This window comes from Pseudomonas shahriarae, assembly GCF_014268455.2.
In the GTDB taxonomy this organism is placed as follows: domain Bacteria; phylum Pseudomonadota; class Gammaproteobacteria; order Pseudomonadales; family Pseudomonadaceae; genus Aquipseudomonas; species Aquipseudomonas shahriarae.
On sequence record NZ_CP077085.1, the window covers coordinates 5,539,642 to 5,557,130 of the forward strand.

Here is a 17,489-nt window from a genome sequence, read left to right on the forward strand (position 1 = left end):
AGGAACCCGATCATGCAGACACTCGGCTCTACCTCCGTCCCTCCTCTGCTGAAGTACCTGCGCCATGCCGAACAGCTCGGCGTGGCAACCGCCCCCGCACTGGAGGCGGCCGGGATCACTGCCGGCCAACTGGACGACAACAGCCTGCGCCTGCCTGTGGAAGCCCACGAACGCCTGCTGGAGTATTTCTGCGAACATTCCGGGGACCTGCTGTTCGGGCTCAATTCAGCGCGCTTCGTGTTGCCCAACTCGTGGAGCGTGCTCGGCTACATCACCATGAACTGCGCGACCCTGGGCGAGGCAATGAACCGCATCATGCCGTTCGAAAAACTGGTGGGCGACATGGGCACCAGCCGCGCCGAAATGGTCCATGACCAAGTACGCCTGATCTGGAACTGCCGCCACCAGCAGCCGCGCATCCGCCGGCATATGGTGGAGAACGTGCTGGCGTCCTGGCTGGTGTATGCCCGCTGGATCGCCGACACCGAACTGTCGCCAAGCCAGGTGTTGCTCGAACACCCATTGCCGGACGGCGCGCAGCTCAGCCAATACGAGGACTTCTTCGGTTGCCCGGTGCTGTTCGAGCAACCCTGCTCCGCCCTGGTGGCGCCCTTGAGCTACCTGCAAACGCCCCTGCGCCAGGCCGATGCGCAATTGCTGCGCACCCTGGAAGAACATGCCCTGGCCCTGATGGCCTCGCTGGACGATTCAAGCCTGGCGCTGCGGGTGAAAAACGCCCTGCGCCAGTTGCTCAAGGAAGGCCTGCCGCGCAAAGAACAGGTGGCCGAACAGTTCGCCATGTCGGTGCGCACCCTGCAACGCCAACTGCAGCAGGCCGGCACGTCCTACCAGCAGATCCTCGACGACCTGCGCCAGGAACTGGCCGAGCACTACCTGCTGCACAGCGACCTGCCGATCCAGGACATCGCCCAATACCTGGGCTTCACCGAACCCCGCTCGTTCCACCGCACCTTCAAGAGCCGCACCGGTGTGCCGCCGGGCGAGTATCGGCAGACCCATCGGGGCAGTTAGGGTTTGGGGGACTGCATTTCAGGTCCCGACCAAACAGAGTGAACCCGGTATTCAACACAACGAAGATCAAATATGGGAGCTGGCTTGCCTGCGATAGCGCCCGATCAGGCCATTCCTGGGTACTTGACTCTCCCCCTAGGGTCACACGCCATCCTGCGGGCCCGACCTCAGGACTCCCCACCCATGACCCGCCGCATCCTGCTCATTCTTGGCCACCCCGCCAGCACCAGTTTCTGCTACGCCTTAGCCTCTGCCTATCGCGAATCAGCCAGCCGCGCCGGCCACGAAGTGCGCACCTTGTATCTGGGCGAGTTGAGCTTCGATCCTGTCCTGCACCACGGTTACGCTCAGGTACAAGCCTTGGAGCCGGACTTGCTCATGGCGCAATCCGACATCCTTTGGGCCGATCATCTGACGTTTATTTTCCCTATCTGGTGGGGGGGAATTCCAGCATTGATGAAAGGCTTCATCGACCGCGTGTTCCTGCCCGGTTTCGCCTTCAAATACCGCAAGGGCAAAGCATTCCCCGACAAGCTCTTGAAGGGCCGTACCGCCCATCTGCTGGTGGCCCTGGATACGCCGCCGTGGTATTACCGCTGGTTCTACCACATGCCCGGCCTGCACCAGATGCGCAAGACCACCCTTGAGTTGTGTGGTATCAAGCCGATCAAGACAATCATGTTCGGGCCTGTGCTGGGCTCTACTGCGGCGCAGCGCGACAAGTGGCTGAAAAAGGCTGGCACACTCTTTTAGGAATGGATCTGCATGTACATCGGTAAAGCCGCGCAGTTGTCAGGCACGACGATCAAGGCGATTCGTCACTATGAGGACATCGGCTTGCTGCCACCGCCGCAACGCGAGGGGCGGTATCGGGTTTACTCGGCGCAGAGCGTGGAGCTGCTGACGTTTATCAAGTGCGCGCAGCAGTTGGGCTTCAAGCTCAAGGAGTTGCAGGGAATTCTCCACGGGCACCGTGGCGATGAGCTGCCGTGGCAGCGCGCCAACCAGGCGATCGCGCAAAAAAAGCTCGAGTTGATGACGCAGATCCAAGCCCTGCAACAGGTGCATGCAGGGCTGGTGGCGTTTGAGGGCAGCCTGGAGCAGGCCCAGGGTCAGTGCCAGTTTGCACGTCTGGTGGAAACCGGCACTGCGCGCAACAGCTAGTTCAGCAGATCGCCCCATTTGTTTTGCAGGGCGCGCTCTTCTGCCAGGATTTCCCGCGTCATGCTGTCAACCCATTGCTGGGCAAACCCATTGGCTTCACGCAGCAGCAGCATGATGTCATCGAGTTCAAAGTCGCCGGGTTTGGCCAAGTCCTTATGCTCATCCAGCATCTTCCTGACCATTTCATTGAGCTGCTGCTTGGTGGCCATTTTGGCCAACCCCATCGCCAAGGGCAGCATGTCGTCTTCAGGCTTGACCTTGTTGCCAGGGCTACGCTCCGTGTAGTTCTCACAAATAATCGCGAACCCGGTAAAGAAGGCCTCGAAAACCCCATCTTGCTGGCGGATAGGCTCGGGGATTTTGTGAAAGGAGAATCCGTACATAAAGCCCAAGACGAAGAAAACCTGGCTTTCCAGCTCTTCATCCGGGAAGCCAATGAGTTTTTTCGCCTTGGGAATTACTGCGCCCAGGCAACTGATCGGCAACTGCCAGATAACCGCTGAATCCGGGTCGTCGCGCTGTTCCTGCTTCAGGTCGGCAAGGATCGCCTGCATCTTTTCAATGGCCCGCTGCCCCGGTTGCACCACCGGTTCGTCGTCCATCAGCAAGTCATCGAGTTCGGCATGATAGGTCGGGGCCAGACGCGCCGTCGGGGTGATGTCTTGCAGCGCCGCAACCCGCTCGGCTTCGCCGGCCAACAGTTTATCGAGGAGCTTGTTGCGGTTGTCGAGGACGAAACGCACGAAGGTTTCTTCCTTGAGGGCCAGGCGCACGACACCGGGCAGAAAGGCGTAGATAAATGCGCCGAGCTTCTCGACATTGCCGTCATCGCGCAGGGCCGCCAGGGATGCCTCGCCGGTCTTGTCCTTGATGAACGGCAGGATCTTCGATTTGTTCTGCTCGATGGCCACGGCCACGTAGCCCAACAGCTTGTCCTTGCCGCTGACTTTTTTCTGCGGATCGTCAGGCGTTGTCTGTTCGATGACCGCCAAGGCGAGGATTTCTTCGGCAACCGGCTCTACAAGCACAGGCTCGGCTTCGGGCTTGGCGACGACCACTGCGACGGCAGGTTGCGCCACCGCCACCACCGGCTGATCAACCAGCCCACGGCGGGCATCCCCCAGTGCCTCGTTGATCACCGAGAAGAACTCACCCAGCTCTTTCTCACCCACCTGGGTAAAGGTTCCGACCTTGCGCGAGTTGACGAACAGGTCGCGCTTTTCCACTGCCAACGAATCCAAGTGGCGCCAGAAAAACAGGCGCGGGGTGTCGAAGACCATCTTCACCGCCAGCTTGCTCTCGCCCATCAACACGCCTTCCTTGGCGCCGCCAAACAGGGTGTCGTCAATCAGCACCAACACCTCGTCTTCGCGCATGTTGGCGCCGTAGGAGTCCAGCGCCGCCTGCAGCTTTTTCTGCGGGATGTGCGGGCGCACATACACGCGCTCCAGCCCCAGCCGCTCAGCCAGGCTGAGGGTCATGTGCACAATTGAATCAACCTGGGCCGCCGACAGCTCTTGGTTGCCGGCCGAGGCCTTTACCGCCGCAGGCTTCGCCACCGGGGCCGATTGCTCGCCGCCCCGGGTCCGCAGCCATTCCTGCAACAGGGAAAAGCAATCGTGCAGATCGTCTTTGTCCGGCATGTTGAAGGCAATCGCCTGACGCTTGTTGAGGAAGAGTTTGCTGCCCTTGAGCTCCAGGGCGTCCACTTCGTCATAGGCGTAGGCCACCGCGTCGCTGAAGCTCTCGCGGATGGCCAGGTATTGCTGGCCGATCAAGCAACCGTCCTTGCCGCTGGCGAACATGGTGTCATCAATCAGCACGACCACTTCGCTGGGGTCCACGGTCAGGCCGTAGGCAGAAAGGGCGTTGCTCAAGAGTTTTTTCGGGATGTTGGGTGCGACATGAACCCGTCCCGAGCTTGAATATTTTTGGGCCTGCAAAAACTCCAACAACGACATATCCCTATCTCCCTTTCTGATTTTTTTCAGCGTCATTGCGCCTGGCCATCGGAGGTTGCGCGGCAGAATAGCACTAGGCCACTATCCCGATCACCCTTCAAGACAGCTCCAGCCTTACCTTCAGCTCCTGGACCCGCGCCCGCTCTGCCCGCAAAGCGCGCTTGAGCTCACGGTTTTCCATCTCGCGGATCTTTGCCCAGCGTGCCGCCGAACGGCACCCTGCAACGAACGTCCAGATTTCCCGCAGGCGCAGGTACTGCATCAACAGCACCAGCAAAATCACGCCAATGAGTACCAACGCACTTGTCGAAATAACCTCCGACATCCCCATGTCCTGCTTCCTTTTAGTGAGTTCGAGCGATCTCGAAGACAGCCAAAAGATATGTCGTGTTTTATTACAGGTCTACACTGTAGACAGATACAGGTAAAGTAATCGCACATATGGGAGGGGTCATGAAACGCAAACAATCCGTCGAACAGGTACGCTGGGACCTGGCACTTCGCTATCGTTTGATCGAGACCGTCGCCTGGTGGGAGGGCCGCCTGACCACGGGGCACTTGATCCAGAGCTTTGGCATCAGCCGCCAGCAGGCCTCGAAAGACATCAACACCTACATCACCGAACATGCGCCCCGAAACTTGACATATGACAAGCAGCTCAAGGGCTACATCCCGAGCAAGCACTTCAAGCCGCGCTTTATCGACGACAGCGCCAGCGCCTATTTACACCTGCTGTACCAGAACAACGAACGCGCACCACACATTGAAGGGCTAGCGCTGGCCTATGCCCATACCAAGGTGCTGGAGGTGCCGGACCGCAGCATCCGCCCACAAATCCTGCGCCCACTGCTCAAGGCTTGCCGCGAAGGTTTGCGCCTGGAAACCGAGTACGTGTCCCTGGCCAACCCCGAGCCGGAGGTGCGCCTGATTGCCCCGCACACCCTGGTGTACACCGGCATGCGCTGGCACGTGCGGGCCTACTGCGAGAAGAACGGCAAATACCGCGACTTTGTGCTCAGCCGCCTGCGCGGCGAACCGGAGTTGCTGGGCAAATCCGAGAACCTGATCGGCGATGACCACGTCTGGGAAACCGCCGTGAACCTGGTGATCACCCCGGACCAGCGCCTGGCGGCGGCGCAACGGGCAATCATCGAGGCGGATTTCGGCATGCTCGATGGGCAGTTGGTGATCCCCAGTCGCCAGGCCCTGGTGAAGTACGTCCTGCAGCGCTACCAGATTGATCCGAAGAACCTCGACCCCAAACCCGAGGCCCAGCAGATTGTGGTGAAGAACCTGCAGGAGCTGAAGCCTTGGCTGTATGACTGAAAAACCCCGGTGCGCTCAAGCGCCCCTCATTTGCCCCTCCCCCCCCTATCTGCTAGTGTCGCGCCCGTTTACCGTCAACCGGAATAGCCGCCATGGCCCGCAAAAAAGTTGCACTCGATTTCGAACAATCCCTCGCCGATCTGCAAACCCTGGTCGAGCGTCTGGAGAACGGCGAGTTGTCGCTGGAAGACTCGTTGACGGCGTTTGAGCAAGGTATTGGCCTGACCCGCGATTGCCAGAGCGCTCTGGCGCAGGCGGAGCAGAAGGTCCAGGTGTTGCTGGAACGGGATGGGGAGTTGGCCGAAGAACCTTTCGACGCGGAACAAGCGCAATGATCGACGTTTATCAGGCCAGCAGTCAGGCCCGGGTCAATGCTGCGCTGGAACCGCTGTTTGTGGCGCCAAGCCCGGAGTTGGCCAGGCTGTATGAAGCCATGCGCTATAGCGTGATGAACGGCGGCAAGCGCGTACGGCCTTTGCTCGCCTATGCGGCCTGTGAGGCGCTGGGCGTGGACGCCGCGCAAGCCAATGGCGCGGCGTGTGCGGTGGAATTGATTCATGCCTATTCGCTGGTGCATGACGATTTGCCAGCCATGGACGATGACGATCTGCGTCGCGGCCAGCCCACTACCCATAAGGCTTTTGACGAAGCCTGTGCGATCCTCGCCGGCGACGGCCTGCAAAGCCTGGCGTTCAGTGCCCTGCTCGACCCGCGTTTGAGCGGTGTGAATGCCGAGATCCGCCTGCGCATGGTCACTGCGTTGGCCGCCGCCGCAGGCCCGGCCGGTATGGTCGGGGGCCAGGCAATTGACCTCGGCTCGGTCGGCCTCAAGCTGGACCAGCAAGCCCTGGAGTATATGCACCGGCACAAGACCGGGGCGCTGATCGAGGCTGCCGTGCACCTCGGCGCCCTGGCCAGTGGTCGCGCCGAAGCGGCGCAGTTGGCTGCTTTGCAGATCTATGCCCGGGCCATCGGCCTGGCGTTCCAGGTGCAGGACGATATTCTCGACGTGGAAAGCGATACCGCGACCCTCGGCAAGCGCCAGGGCGCCGATATTGCCCGTGACAAGCCGACTTATCCGTCGCTGTTAGGGCTGGATGCCGCCAAGGCCTATGCCCTGGAGCTGCGCGACCAGGCCCTGGCCGCCCTGCGACCATTCGACGCGGCAGCCGAGCCGCTGCGTGACCTGGCGCGGTATATCGTCGAACGCCGCCACTGATTACGGCGGCGATTACCGCCGCATATCGGCCAAGTTCGGTGCTCTGCGTGGGCAGTTTGCGATGCTTGAGGTAAACTGCCGCCTCTTCTATACCTATAACGATTCGCCTGATGCCCACGACGTTTCAAGAGATTCCCCGCAAGCGCCCGACCACGCCGCTGCTGGACCGTGCCAACACGCCGGCCGGCTTGCGCCGTCTGGGTGAAGCCGAGCTGGAAACCCTGGCCGATGAGTTGCGCCTGGAATTGCTCTACACGGTCGGCCAGACCGGTGGGCATTTTGGTGCAGGCCTGGGCGTCATCGAGCTGACCATCGCGCTGCATTACGTATTCGACACCCCGGACGACCGGCTGGTGTGGGACGTGGGTCACCAGGCGTATCCGCACAAAATCCTCACCGGACGCCGCGAGCGCATGGCTACCTTGCGCCAGAAGGACGGCATCGCCGCCTTCCCGCGCCGCTCCGAGAGCGAATACGACACCTTTGGCGTCGGCCACTCCAGCACCTCGATCAGCGCAGCCCTGGGCATGGCGATTGCCGCCCGTCTGCAAAACAGCGATCGCAAGGCAATTGCCGTGATCGGTGATGGCGCGCTGACAGCCGGCATGGCGTTTGAAGCGTTGAACCATGCGCCGGAAGTGGACGCCAATATGCTGGTGATCCTCAACGACAACGACATGTCGATCTCGCGCAATGTCGGTGGTTTGTCCAATTACCTGGCAAAGATTCTGTCCAGCCGCACCTACGCCAGCATGCGCGAAGGCAGCAAAAAAGTGCTTTCACGCCTGCCCGGCGCGTGGGAAATTGCCCGCCGCACCGAAGAATACGCCAAGGGCATGCTGGTCCCCGGCACCCTGTTCGAAGAGCTGGGCTGGAACTATATCGGCCCGATCGACGGCCACGACCTGCCGACCCTGATCGCCACCCTGCGCAATATGCGCGACCTCAAGGGCCCGCAGTTCCTGCATATCGTCACCAAGAAAGGCAAAGGCTTCGCCCCGGCGGAAGTCGACCCGATTGGTTACCACGCCATCACCAAGCTCGAACCGCTGGACGCGCCCGTGGCGGCGCCAAAAAAGGCCAGCGGGCCGAAGTACTCCGGTGTATTTGGCGAATGGCTGTGCGACATGGCCGCTGCCGACCCGCGCCTGGTGGGCATTACCCCAGCGATGAAGGAAGGCTCGGACCTGGTGGCGTTCAGCGAGCGTTTCCCGCTGCGTTACTTCGATGTGGCGATTGCCGAGCAACATGCGGTGACCTTTGCCGCCGGCATGGCCTGCGAAGGCGCCAAACCGGTGGTGGCGATCTACTCGACCTTCCTGCAGCGCGGTTATGACCAGCTTATTCACGATGTGGCGGTGCAGAACCTCGACGTGCTGTTCGCCATCGACCGCGCCGGCTTGGTGGGCGAAGACGGCCCGACCCATGCCGGCAGCTACGATCTGTCGTACTTGCGCTGCATCCCCGGCATGCTGGTGATGACCCCGAGCGACGAGAACGAGCTGCGCAAGATGCTCAGCACCGGCCACCTGTACAACGGCCCGGCAGCGGTACGTTACCCCCGTGGCAACGGCCCGGATGCGGTGATCGAGAAAGACCTGGAACCGATCGAGATCGGCAAGGGCATCGTGCGGCGCCAGGGTAGCAAGACCGCGTTCCTGGTGTTTGGCGTGCAACTGGCCGAAGCCCTGAAAGTGGCGGAGAAAATCGACGCCACCGTGATTGACATGCGCTTTGTCAAACCCCTCGACGAAGCCCTGGTGCGCGAGATCGCCGGCAGCCATGAATTGCTGGTGACCGTTGAAGAAAACGCCATCATGGGCGGCGCCGGTGCGGCCGTCAGCGAATTCCTGGCGCGGGAGAACATCCTCAAGTCGGTGCTGCACCTAGGCTTGCCGGACATTTATGTGGAGCACGCCAAACCCGCGCAGATGCTGGCTGAGTGTGGGCTGGATGAAGCGGGGATCGAGGCTGCGGTTCGCCATCGCATGGCTTTGCTCGGCCTGTAAACCGGACCAAACTGTGGGAGCTGGCTGGCCTGCGATGCAAACACTTCGGTCTTTCAGAGAGACCGGGTGATGCGATCGCAGGCCAGCCAGCTCCCACATTTGTTTTGTATTGCCTTGGAATCCATGGACGGCCCATGAAACACCTTCGACTTGCCCTGCCACTCCTGCTCTTGCCCACTGCGGACCTGCTCGCCGACACCCGCGACGCCGCCCTGAAGCTCCCCGATGTGGTGATCAGCGCCAACCGCCAGGTGCAGGCACGCAATGACAGCAGTGCTGCCAACACCGTGTTTACCCGGGACGATATCGACCGCCTGCAACCCTCCAGCCTGACCGACCTGCTCAGCCGCGTGCCCGGCGTGCAAGTGGCGCGCACCGGTGGCCGGGGCAGCTTGCCGGGGATTTTCATACGCGGCACCAAGTCCGCGCAAAGCCTGGTGCTGGTGGATGGCCAGCGGATTGCCAATAGCACGTCCGGCGACAGCGGCCTGCAATACCTGAATATTGATCAGATTGAGCGGGTAGAAGTGCTGCGCGGGTCGCGCTCGGTGATTTACGGCAGCGATGCGATTGGCGGGGTGATCCAGGTATTTACCCGCCGCAATGCCGGACCAGGCCTGCTGCCGCGCTTGAAGCTGGGCTTTGGCAGCCACAACACCTGGGAACGCAGCCTGGGCCTGTCGGGCGGCGATGAACGCACGCGCTTCAACCTGGGCGCGAGCCTGGATGACACCGCCGGTATCGACTGGAGCCACACCTCCTTCCCCAGCGACCGCGACCATGATGCCTATCGCAATAAGTCGCTGAGCTTGAACCTGAGCCATGAGTTCAGCGATGAGCTGGAGGTGGGTTTCAACCTGCTGGATAGCCGGGGCAAGTCGGAATATGACAACAGCTTTGGTCGCTATGATTTCGCTATCGGGCAAAGTGTCGGCCAGAAGCCCTACACCGACTACACCGTCAGCAGCGCCAGCGCGTACATCGACGCCCAACTCAACGAGGCCTGGCAGACCCGCGTGGAGCTGGGCCACAGCGAAAACCGCGACACCAAACGCGACAAGCTCAGCACTGACTTCAGTGTGTTCAACACCTATCGCGACTCGATCAACTGGCAGAACGACCTGACGCTCGATCAGCAGAACAGCCTGATTCTCGGCGGTGATTGGTATGAAGACCGTTTTCACGGCAGCACCACGTTCAGCGAAAACAGCCGCTGGAACCGCGCCGCGTTTATCCAGCATCGTTTCAAGGGCGAGTGGTTTTCCACCGAACTGGGGCTGCGCCGCGACGACAACCAGCAATTCGGCGGGCAGAACAGTTGGAGCGGCACGCTGACCCTGCCGGTCAATAGCGATAACGATTTACTACTGAGTTACAGCGAAGGCTTTCGTGCGCCGAGCTTCAACGATCTGTACTACCCCGGCGGCAGCAACCCCTACCTCAAGCCCGAGCACTCGAAAAGCTATGAGTTGCAATGGCGCAGCCAACTGACCGACACCACACGCCTGGAAACCTCTCTGTATCGCACTGATCTCAAGGACGCCATCATCGCGCAGCGGCAGAACAACTACATTCCGTACAACGTCGCCAACGCCCGCATCAACGGCTTCGAAGCCGCCCTCAAGCAAGAGTTCTTCGGCTGGCAAGGCAACCTCGGCCTGTCGATCATCGACCCACGCGACCGCAACAGCGGCCACACCCTGGCACGCCGTGCCCGGCGCACCCTGAACCTGGACCTGGATCGGCAGTTCGAACAATTGAGCCTGGGCGCCAGTTGGCAGGCCATCAGCAGCAGCTACGATGCCGAAGACAACAAGCACCGCCTCTCGGGCTATTACCTGCTGGGGTTGCGCAGCGGTTGGGCGCTGAATCGGGAAGTGGCGCTGTCGCTGAAGGTCGATAACCTGCTGGATCGCCGCTATACGCGGGCCTGGTACAGCTATGACGATCCAAACTTCGAGAACAACCAGCCGTACCGCGAAGAAGGCCGGACGTGGATGCTTGGGGTGACGTGGACGCCGCAGCTCTGAGGTTGTCCGGGCCGACGCCATCGCAGGCAAGCCAGCTCCCACATGTGTTCTGTGGTGTGGCCAAAATATTCTGCACTGCCGAGCGCCCACCTTTTGATGTGTGAATACAGTCAAATGTGGGAGCTGGCTTGCCTGCGATAGCGCTCTCAACGGTTCGGCGCAATCACCTGACACAGCCGGCCCACCGCCTCCACCATCTGCCCACTGGGCCGTTCCAGGCCTTTGTCCGGCACGATCAGCAAACGCCCCTGAGCCACCGCCGCCACCTGGGGCCAGGCCTTCCAATCGTCCAGTTGCGCTTGATCCGCCGCGAGGATCACTTCGGGATCACGCTGCAACACCGATTCGATACTGACCTGCGGGGCTGGCAGCTTGAGGTCATCAAACACATTGCGCGCGCCACACACGCTAAGCGCATCGCTGATGATCTGCCCACCGCCCACGGTGTACAGCGGCTGGTTCCACACCTGGTAGAACACCCGCAACGGTTGGCTGCGCTGATAGCGCTGGCGCAACTCGGCCAAGCGTTGACGCAAGCGGGCAGCCAATTGGCGACCTTCATCAGCGCGGCCTAGCTGTCGGGCGATGGCTTCGACCTGGCTGCTCAGTTGTTCAAGGCTATGGGGTTCGGCGACGTAAACAGGGATGTTCAAACGCTTGAGCTGCTCGCGCTGGGCCGGGCCGACGCTGCCGGGCCAGAGCAGCAGCAAGTCAGGCTGCAGGCTGAGCAGTCGTTCCAGATCCAACTGCCCATAACGCCCCACCGAGGGCAGGCTACGCAGCGCGTCAGGCCGTTCACCGCCGTCGAGTACGCCCACCAGCAGATCGCTGGCGCCCAGTTCAACGACGATTTCAGATAAGGAAGGTGCGAGGCTGACCACCCGCTCGACCGCCATCGCCGACGCACTGGCGGCCAGCAGCAGACCCGCCAGCCAGAGGCGCATCAGCCGAGTTGACGCGGGATGCGATAGAGGTAGAACAGCACCAGGGTCGACAATGCCAGCAGGAACAGCGGCACCGCTTCCAGGCCGACGAACACTGCCAGTGCACCGATCCAGGCGGGAAACGCCGCGACCAGCAGCGCCGTACGCCGACGGGCCGCGAGGGTGATCCACGCGGCCGGCTCTTCAGGCGTATCGAGGGCCTTGGAGGTGGCGATCAGTGCATGTTTATAGGCATGGAAGTAACGCAGGCTGGCAAACATCGAGGCAACGCCGGCGATAAAGAATGGCATTGCCAGCACCGGCAACAACGGCTCGCCCTGGCCAAATACCAGATTGATCACGAACAACGGCAACAACGCCAGCGCCAGGTACTGCCACCAACTGAAGGACAGGCGCCGCTTGACCTGACCGCGCGTCACGCCCGGTCTGCCTCGCCCTGATGCTCGTTGCCCATCATATGGTCGAGCTTGCTGGCCTTGGTCGCCAGGTAGAGTTTGTTATGCGGGTTATGCCCGGTGTGCAGCGGCACACGCTCGGCGACGGTGATGCCCATCTCGGTCAAGGCCTTGACCTTGCGCGGGTTGTTGGTCATCAGGCGCAGGGACTGGATGCCCAAATGCTCAAGCATCGGCAGGCAGATGGCGTAGTCGCGCTGATCGGCGGCGAAACCCAGGCGCTCGTTGGCCTCGACGGTATCGGCGCCACCGTCTTGCAGTTCGTAGGCGCGGATCTTGTTCAGCAGGCCAATGCCACGGCCTTCCTGACGCAGATACAGCAGCACGCCACGGCCTTCACGGGCAATGGCTTGCATGGCGGCTTCCAGTTGCGAGCCGCAGTCGCAGCGCTGGCTGAACAGTGCGTCACCGGTCAGGCACTCAGAGTGCAAGCGGCCCAGGACCGGGGCGCCATCGGCCACATCGCCCAGGCTGAGCACGACGTGCTCGCGCCCGGAGGCTTTTTCAAGAAAGCCATGCATGGTGAACGTGGCAAAAGGGGTAGGCAGCTTGGAAGCAGCGACGAAAACGACGGGCACCGTGTGCTCCTGATTTCAGATTTCACAGAGGCGGGCATTGTAACAGCACGTTCCTACAGACGCTTAAGCTGAATTATCGCTGATAAAGATCAATAGGTTCGATTGGCCTTTGCCTTGGTTCTATGGGCGTCAAAACGGATACGGTTGGTTCCAGCGCTGGAAAATCGGTTTCAACTCGCCGCTTTTCACCAACAACTCCATGCGCCGGTCAAATACCCCCCGCAATGACCGCCCTCTCTCACTGTCGGTAAACCCCAGGAACAACGGCAATTCGGCAATGTGCGTGAGTTTGAACGCCGATGGGTCGTCAGCCTGGCCGAGGATGTACTGCAGTTCGGCCAGGGCATCAATGTAGAAGTCGGCCCGCCCATGCTGGAGCATCGGCAAAATCCCGCTACGTCGTTCGATCTGGTTGAAACGATGAATATTGGGCAGGTATTCCTCGTACTTGTAGCCACGTACCCAGGTCAGGCGGTAAGAGCCCAGGGTCACCAGGGTCGGCGCCGGGCTGCCCGCCAGGCCCAGGGCGTAGATGTGGTCGGAGTCGTAGTGCCAGCGGGCGTACAGCACGCCCTCGGTCTCATCATGATAGGAGCCGACCCAGGCATCCACTTCGCCACGCCGGGCCAGACCGACCGAACGGGTGTAGGGCACGCTGCGGATCTTGACCTTGACCCCGGCCGGCTCGAAGATTTCCCGCAACACATCCCAGGCCAGGCCGCTGCCATCGGCGTTGGTGTAGTCATTCCAGGTTTCACTGGCCAGACGGATCTGGCCGGGCACTTCGGGGGTGTCATCGGCCCACACGGGAGACGCGACCACACACAGCAGAATCAGCAACCAGCGTCGTAGCTCCATAATGACGCCCTCCAGAGTAAAGCGATCGTTTCTACAACGCGGTAAAGGGTAGCGCAGCCCGGCGGGTCACGGCGTCTCGCGAAAATGTTGATAACCGCGCACGGCGGGAGTGATGTCATGGCCGCCGGCATCCAGCAATTTCACGCCGGCCCCCGCTTCTACCCGCCCGACAATATGCACCGGCCAACCGTCGGCCAGCAATGACGCCAGCTCAGCGGGCGGCAAGGTGAACGCCAGGACGTAATCGTCGCCACCGCTCAAGGCTGCGGAGCGTGCTTGATCATCCCCCAGAAAGGCCAGCAACGCCGCCGACAGCGGCAAACGGTGCCGCTCGATCACCAGGCTTACGGCTGAAGCCTTGGCGATATGCCCACAATCTGCCAGCAGACCGTCGGAAATATCCAACGCAGACGTAGCCTTGCCACGCAACGCCATGCCCAGGGCCAGTTGCGGCTGCGGCGACCAGTAATGGCCCAGCAGCGGCTCGGCGATCTGCGCAGCAGCGCTACGCTGCCCCAACACCAACGGCAAGGCCCCGGCCGCATTGCCCAGCTCGCCGCCGACACACAGCAGGTCGCCGGGCTGCGCGCCACTGCGGGTCAACGCCAGCCCCGCCGGGACACGGCCGAACACGGTGACGGTCAGGCTCAGCGGCCCACGGGTGGTATCGCCGCCCACCAGGCCCACACCACAGCGCTGGGCCATGGCATTCAAACCCTGGGCATAGCGCTGCAACCAATCGGCCGCGACCGTCGGTGTAGTGAGTGCAAGGGTAAATGCGAGGGGATGGGCGCCCATGGCCGCCAGGTCGCTGACTGCCACCGCCAGCGAGCGCTGGCCGAGCAAAAACGGGTCGCAGGGGTCGGCAAAGTGCACGCCGGCCACCAGGGTATCGGTTGAAATCGCCAGCTGTTCCCCGGAGGGAACTGCCAGCAAGGCGCAGTCGTCGCCGATCCCCAGGGCAATGCCCTCGCCGCCTTGCGCACAGGGCGCGGCGGCGAAGTAGGTGCGGATCAGCTCGAACTCGCCCATCAGGGAGTCAAGCGCAGGTTAGCGCTTGTACGCCTTCACTTCGGCTTCACGCAGGCGCGGGGCCAGCTTGTCGAGCACGCCGTTGACGAACTTGTGACCGTCGGTCGAACCGTAGACTTTCGCCAGTTCGATACCTTCGTTGATCACTACGCGGTACGGCACGTCAACGCGCTTGAGCAGTTCCCAGGTGGACAGGCGCATCACGCACAGTTCAACCGGGTCCAGCTCTTCGAGGGTCAGGTCCAGGCAAGGTGCCAGGGCCGTGTCGATCTCGGTCAGGTTGGCATGCACGCCGTGCAGGATGTCGTGGAAGTACGGCAGGTCGGCGAAGGTAAAATCGTTGTCGACGCGAAACTGTGCTTCGATTTCGTTCAACGAAGTACCCGCCATCTGACGCTGATACAGCGCCTGGGTCGCCAACTGACGGGCAGCACGGCGCTTTTCGTTCTTCGATGGCTTGCCGGCGTCTGCAGGACGGGGGTCGCGCGGGTTGAAACGATCGCTCTCGTCGGAAATCACTTGGCCTCCAACTGCGACAGCAGGCTGACCATTTCCAGGGCAGACAGGGCAGCTTCAGCGCCTTTGTTACCGGCCTTGGTACCGGAACGCTCGATGGCTTGCTCGATGGAATCAACAGTCAGTACGCCGAAGGCCACTGGCACGCCGAACTCCATGGACACCTGGGCCAGGCCCTTGGTGCACTCGCCAGCCACGTATTCGAAGTGCGGGGTGCCGCCACGAATGACCGCGCCCAGGGCGATGATTGCTGCGTATTCGCCTTGCTGGGCAACTTTCTGCGCAACCAGTGGAATTTCGAAGGCGCCAGGGGCACGGATAATCGTGATATCGCTTTCGCTCACACCGTGGCGAACCAGGGCGTCCACGGCACCGCTTACCAGGCTTTCAACCACGAAGCTGTTGAAGCGGCCAACCACCAGGGCGTAGCGGCCTTTGGGGGCGATGAAGGTACCTTCGATGGTCTTCAGGGTCATTCGACAAATCTCTTAAAGAGCCGGGACGCGTATATGACGCGCCCCTTAGTGATATTTGAACCGCGAACAAGGAGCGATAATCGCCGGCCTTTATTCGGAGGGCACGTATTCTACTACTTCCAGGTCGAAACCGGATATCGCATTAAATTTCATGGGTGCGCTCATCAGGCGCATTTTACGCACGCCCAGGTCACGCAGGATCTGCGAGCCGGCGCCGACGATGCTGTAGGTGGTCGGTTTTTTCACCGGCACCTGGTCAGCGCTTTCGCGGATATGCGCCAGCAGCACATCACCATCCACCGGGTTGCCCAGCAACAGCACGACACCGCTGCCCGCCGCGGAAACCGCTGCCATGGCGGCTCGCAGGCTCCACCGACCCGGCTGCTTGACCATCAACAGGTCGCGCAACGGGTCCATGTTGTGCACCCGCACCAGGGTCGGCTCTTCGGCGCAGATGTTGCCCAGGGTCAGGGCCATATGCACGTCGCCTTCCACCGAATCACGGTAGGTCACCAGGTTGAAATGCCCCAGTTCGCTGTCCAGCGGCTGCTCGGCAATCCGCTGAACGGTACGTTCGTGGATCATCCGGTAGTGAATCAGGTCGGCGATGGTGCCGATCTTGATGTTGTGTTCGGCGGCAAAGGCTTCCAGTTCAGCGCGACGGGCCATGGTGCCGTCGTCGTTCATCACTTCGCAGATCACCCCGCTCGGCTCGAACCCGGCCATGCGCGCCAGATCGCAGGCGGCTTCGGTGTGGCCGGCACGGGCCAGGGTGCCACCCGGCTGGGCCATCAGCGGGAAGATATGGCCAGGGCTGACAATGTCTTCGGCCTTGGCATCTTTCGCGGCAGCAGCCTGCACGGTGCGGGCGCGGTCAGCGGCAGAGATGCCGGTGGTCACGCCGGTGGTCGCTTCAATCGAGACGGTGAACTTGGTGCCAAACCCCGAGCCATTGCGCGGCGACATCAGCGGCAGCTTGAGCAGTTCGCAGCGCTCGCGGCTCATGGGCATGCAGATCAGGCCACGGGCGTGCTTGGCCATGAAGTTGATGTGCTCAGGTTGGCACAACTCGGCGGCCATGATCAGGTCGCCTTCGTTCTCGCGGTCTTCGTCATCCATCAGGATGACCATCTTGCCTTGGCGGATATCGTCAACCAGTTCTTCGATGCTATTGAGCGCCACGCGGCACCCCCTTGGTCAGGATTTCAGGTAGCCGTTAGCGGCCAGAAAACTTTCGGTGATGTTACCGGCTGCAGGCTCTGCGGCCTTTTCGCCCAGCAGCAGGCGCTCCAGGTAACGGGCAAGCAAGTCCACTTCCAGGTTCACCCGGCGACCCGGCTGGTACGAGGCCATGATGGTTTCGCTGAGGGTGTGGGGAATGATGGTCAGTTCGAATTCGGCGCCATTTACGGCGTTCACGGTCAGGCTGGTGCCATCGACGGTGATCGAGCCTTTGTGGGCGATGTACTTGGCCAGTTCTTTCGGCGCACGGATGCGGAATTCCACGGCCCGCGCGTTTTCGCTGCGTGCCACCACTTCGCCGACGCCGTCGACATGGCCACTGACCAGGTGGCCGCCCAGACGGGTGGTCGGGGTCAGGGCTTTCTCCAGGTTGACCGGGCTGCCGGCCTTGAGGTCATTCATCGCGGTGCAGTCCAGGGTTTCCCGGCTGACATCGGCGGCAAAGCCATTGCCCGGCAGTTCGACGACCGTCAGGCATACGCCGCTGACGGCGATGCTGTCGCCCAGCTTGACGTCGCCGAGGTCCAGCTTGCCGGTTTCAACCAGCAGGCGCACGTCGCCACCTTTGGGGGTCATGGCGCGGATGCTGCCGATGGATTCGATAATGCCGGTGAACATGGCCTTCTCCTGGAAAACAGTGCGGGCGC

General features: G+C 61.6%; 18 protein-coding genes and 1 pseudogene. 8 read left to right on the top strand and 11 right to left on the bottom strand.

The annotated features are described in order from the left end of the window. The first annotated feature begins 12 nt into the window (after positions 1-12). From gliR to HU773_RS24795, 3 genes and pseudogenes are all read left to right on the top strand, one after another. Positions 13-1,032: an AraC family transcriptional regulator GliR gene (gene gliR, locus HU773_RS24785; protein ID WP_115129096.1), complete on the top strand. Its 1,020-nt coding sequence runs from the start codon at positions 13-15 to the stop codon at positions 1,030-1,032. Between the two features lie 183 nt (positions 1,033-1,215). Further along, positions 1,216-1,811 (top strand): annotated as a pseudogene (locus HU773_RS24790) (NAD(P)H-dependent oxidoreductase). Next, positions 1,798-2,196, top strand: coding sequence for a MerR family transcriptional regulator (locus HU773_RS24795; protein WP_186625007.1), 399 nt, complete (start codon positions 1,798-1,800; stop codon positions 2,194-2,196). The pseudogene HU773_RS24790 and the gene HU773_RS24795 overlap by 14 nt, the downstream one beginning before the upstream one ends. Here the strand turns inward: HU773_RS24795 and HU773_RS24800 are convergent. Continuing rightward, entirely contained in the window at positions 2,193-4,073 is a 1,881-nt protein-coding gene (locus HU773_RS24800) for a hypothetical protein (protein ID WP_186625006.1), read from the bottom strand. The genes HU773_RS24795 and HU773_RS24800 overlap by 4 nt on opposite strands. Before the next feature lie 181 nt (positions 4,074-4,254). Then, positions 4,255-4,488, bottom strand: coding sequence for a hypothetical protein (locus HU773_RS24805; RefSeq protein ID WP_120734212.1), 234 nt, complete (start codon positions 4,486-4,488; stop codon positions 4,255-4,257). A gap of 122 nt (positions 4,489-4,610) precedes the next feature. Between HU773_RS24805 and HU773_RS24810 the strand changes: the two genes are divergently transcribed. The 5 genes from HU773_RS24810 (at position 4,611) to HU773_RS24830 (ending at position 10,741) form a co-directional block, all read left to right on the top strand. Further along, entirely contained in the window at positions 4,611-5,483 is an 873-nt protein-coding gene (locus HU773_RS24810) for a BrxR family helix-turn-helix transcriptional regulator (protein WP_120734213.1), read from the top strand. A 92-nt stretch (positions 5,484-5,575) separates the two neighbouring features. Then, positions 5,576-5,818 carry an exodeoxyribonuclease VII small subunit gene (locus HU773_RS24815; protein ID WP_029299452.1) on the top strand — a complete coding sequence of 81 codons (243 nt, stop codon included), beginning with the start codon at positions 5,576-5,578 and terminating at the stop codon, positions 5,816-5,818. Beyond that, the gene (gene ispA / locus HU773_RS24820) at positions 5,815-6,702 is read left to right on the top strand and encodes a (2E,6E)-farnesyl diphosphate synthase (RefSeq protein WP_057444863.1); all 888 of its coding nucleotides are present in this window, start codon (positions 5,815-5,817) and stop codon (positions 6,700-6,702) included. The genes HU773_RS24815 and ispA overlap by 4 nt, the downstream gene beginning before the upstream one ends. A gap of 110 nt (positions 6,703-6,812) precedes the next feature. Continuing rightward, positions 6,813-8,711: a 1-deoxy-D-xylulose-5-phosphate synthase gene (gene dxs, locus HU773_RS24825; RefSeq protein WP_120734215.1), complete on the top strand. Its 1,899-nt coding sequence runs from the start codon at positions 6,813-6,815 to the stop codon at positions 8,709-8,711. Positions 8,712-8,845: 134 nt separating this feature from the next. Further along, the gene (locus HU773_RS24830; RefSeq protein WP_186625005.1) at positions 8,846-10,741 is read left to right on the top strand and encodes a TonB-dependent receptor domain-containing protein; all 1,896 of its coding nucleotides are present in this window, start codon (positions 8,846-8,848) and stop codon (positions 10,739-10,741) included. Between the two features lie 146 nt (positions 10,742-10,887). Here the strand turns inward: HU773_RS24830 and HU773_RS24835 are convergent, their stop codons facing one another. The 9 genes from HU773_RS24835 to HU773_RS24875 all read right to left on the bottom strand — a co-directional run bounded on the left by HU773_RS24835 (position 10,888) and on the right by HU773_RS24875 (position 17,460). Next, positions 10,888-11,685, bottom strand: coding sequence for a cobalamin-binding protein (locus HU773_RS24835; protein ID WP_057439032.1), 798 nt, complete (start codon positions 11,683-11,685; stop codon positions 10,888-10,890). Next, entirely contained in the window at positions 11,685-12,104 is a 420-nt protein-coding gene (locus HU773_RS24840; protein ID WP_057960742.1) for a nuclear FMR1 interacting 1 family protein, read from the bottom strand. The genes HU773_RS24835 and HU773_RS24840 overlap by 1 nt, the downstream gene beginning before the upstream one ends. Then, entirely contained in the window at positions 12,101-12,718 is a 618-nt protein-coding gene (gene ribA, locus HU773_RS24845; protein ID WP_057438973.1) for a GTP cyclohydrolase II, read from the bottom strand. The genes HU773_RS24840 and ribA overlap by 4 nt, the downstream gene beginning before the upstream one ends. A 129-nt stretch (positions 12,719-12,847) precedes the next feature. Next, a complete protein-coding gene (locus tag HU773_RS24850; RefSeq protein WP_186625004.1) occupies positions 12,848-13,576 on the bottom strand; it encodes a substrate-binding periplasmic protein in 729 nt (242 codons plus the stop codon). Between the two features lie 66 nt (positions 13,577-13,642). Beyond that, positions 13,643-14,608 (bottom strand): thiamine-phosphate kinase, encoded by a 966-nt coding sequence (thiL, locus tag HU773_RS24855; RefSeq protein ID WP_186625002.1) that lies wholly within the window; start codon positions 14,606-14,608, stop codon positions 13,643-13,645. Between the two features lie 18 nt (positions 14,609-14,626). Then, positions 14,627-15,127, bottom strand: a complete 501-nt coding sequence (gene nusB, locus HU773_RS24860) for a transcription antitermination factor NusB (RefSeq protein WP_057438970.1) — start codon at positions 15,125-15,127, stop codon at positions 14,627-14,629. After that, on the bottom strand, positions 15,124-15,600 hold the full coding sequence (gene ribH / locus HU773_RS24865; protein ID WP_003176356.1) for a 6,7-dimethyl-8-ribityllumazine synthase: 477 nt from the start codon (positions 15,598-15,600) through the stop codon (positions 15,124-15,126). Before ribH ends, nusB begins: the two co-directional genes overlap by 4 nt. Before the next feature lie 90 nt (positions 15,601-15,690). Continuing rightward, positions 15,691-16,782: a bifunctional 3,4-dihydroxy-2-butanone-4-phosphate synthase/GTP cyclohydrolase II gene (gene ribBA / locus HU773_RS24870; protein WP_057438968.1), complete on the bottom strand. Its 1,092-nt coding sequence runs from the start codon at positions 16,780-16,782 to the stop codon at positions 15,691-15,693. A 15-nt stretch (positions 16,783-16,797) separates the two neighbouring features. Beyond that, complete coding sequence (locus tag HU773_RS24875; RefSeq protein ID WP_120734218.1) at positions 16,798-17,460, bottom strand: riboflavin synthase; 663 nt, start codon at positions 17,458-17,460, stop codon at positions 16,798-16,800. Between the last annotated feature and the right edge of the window lie 29 nt (positions 17,461-17,489).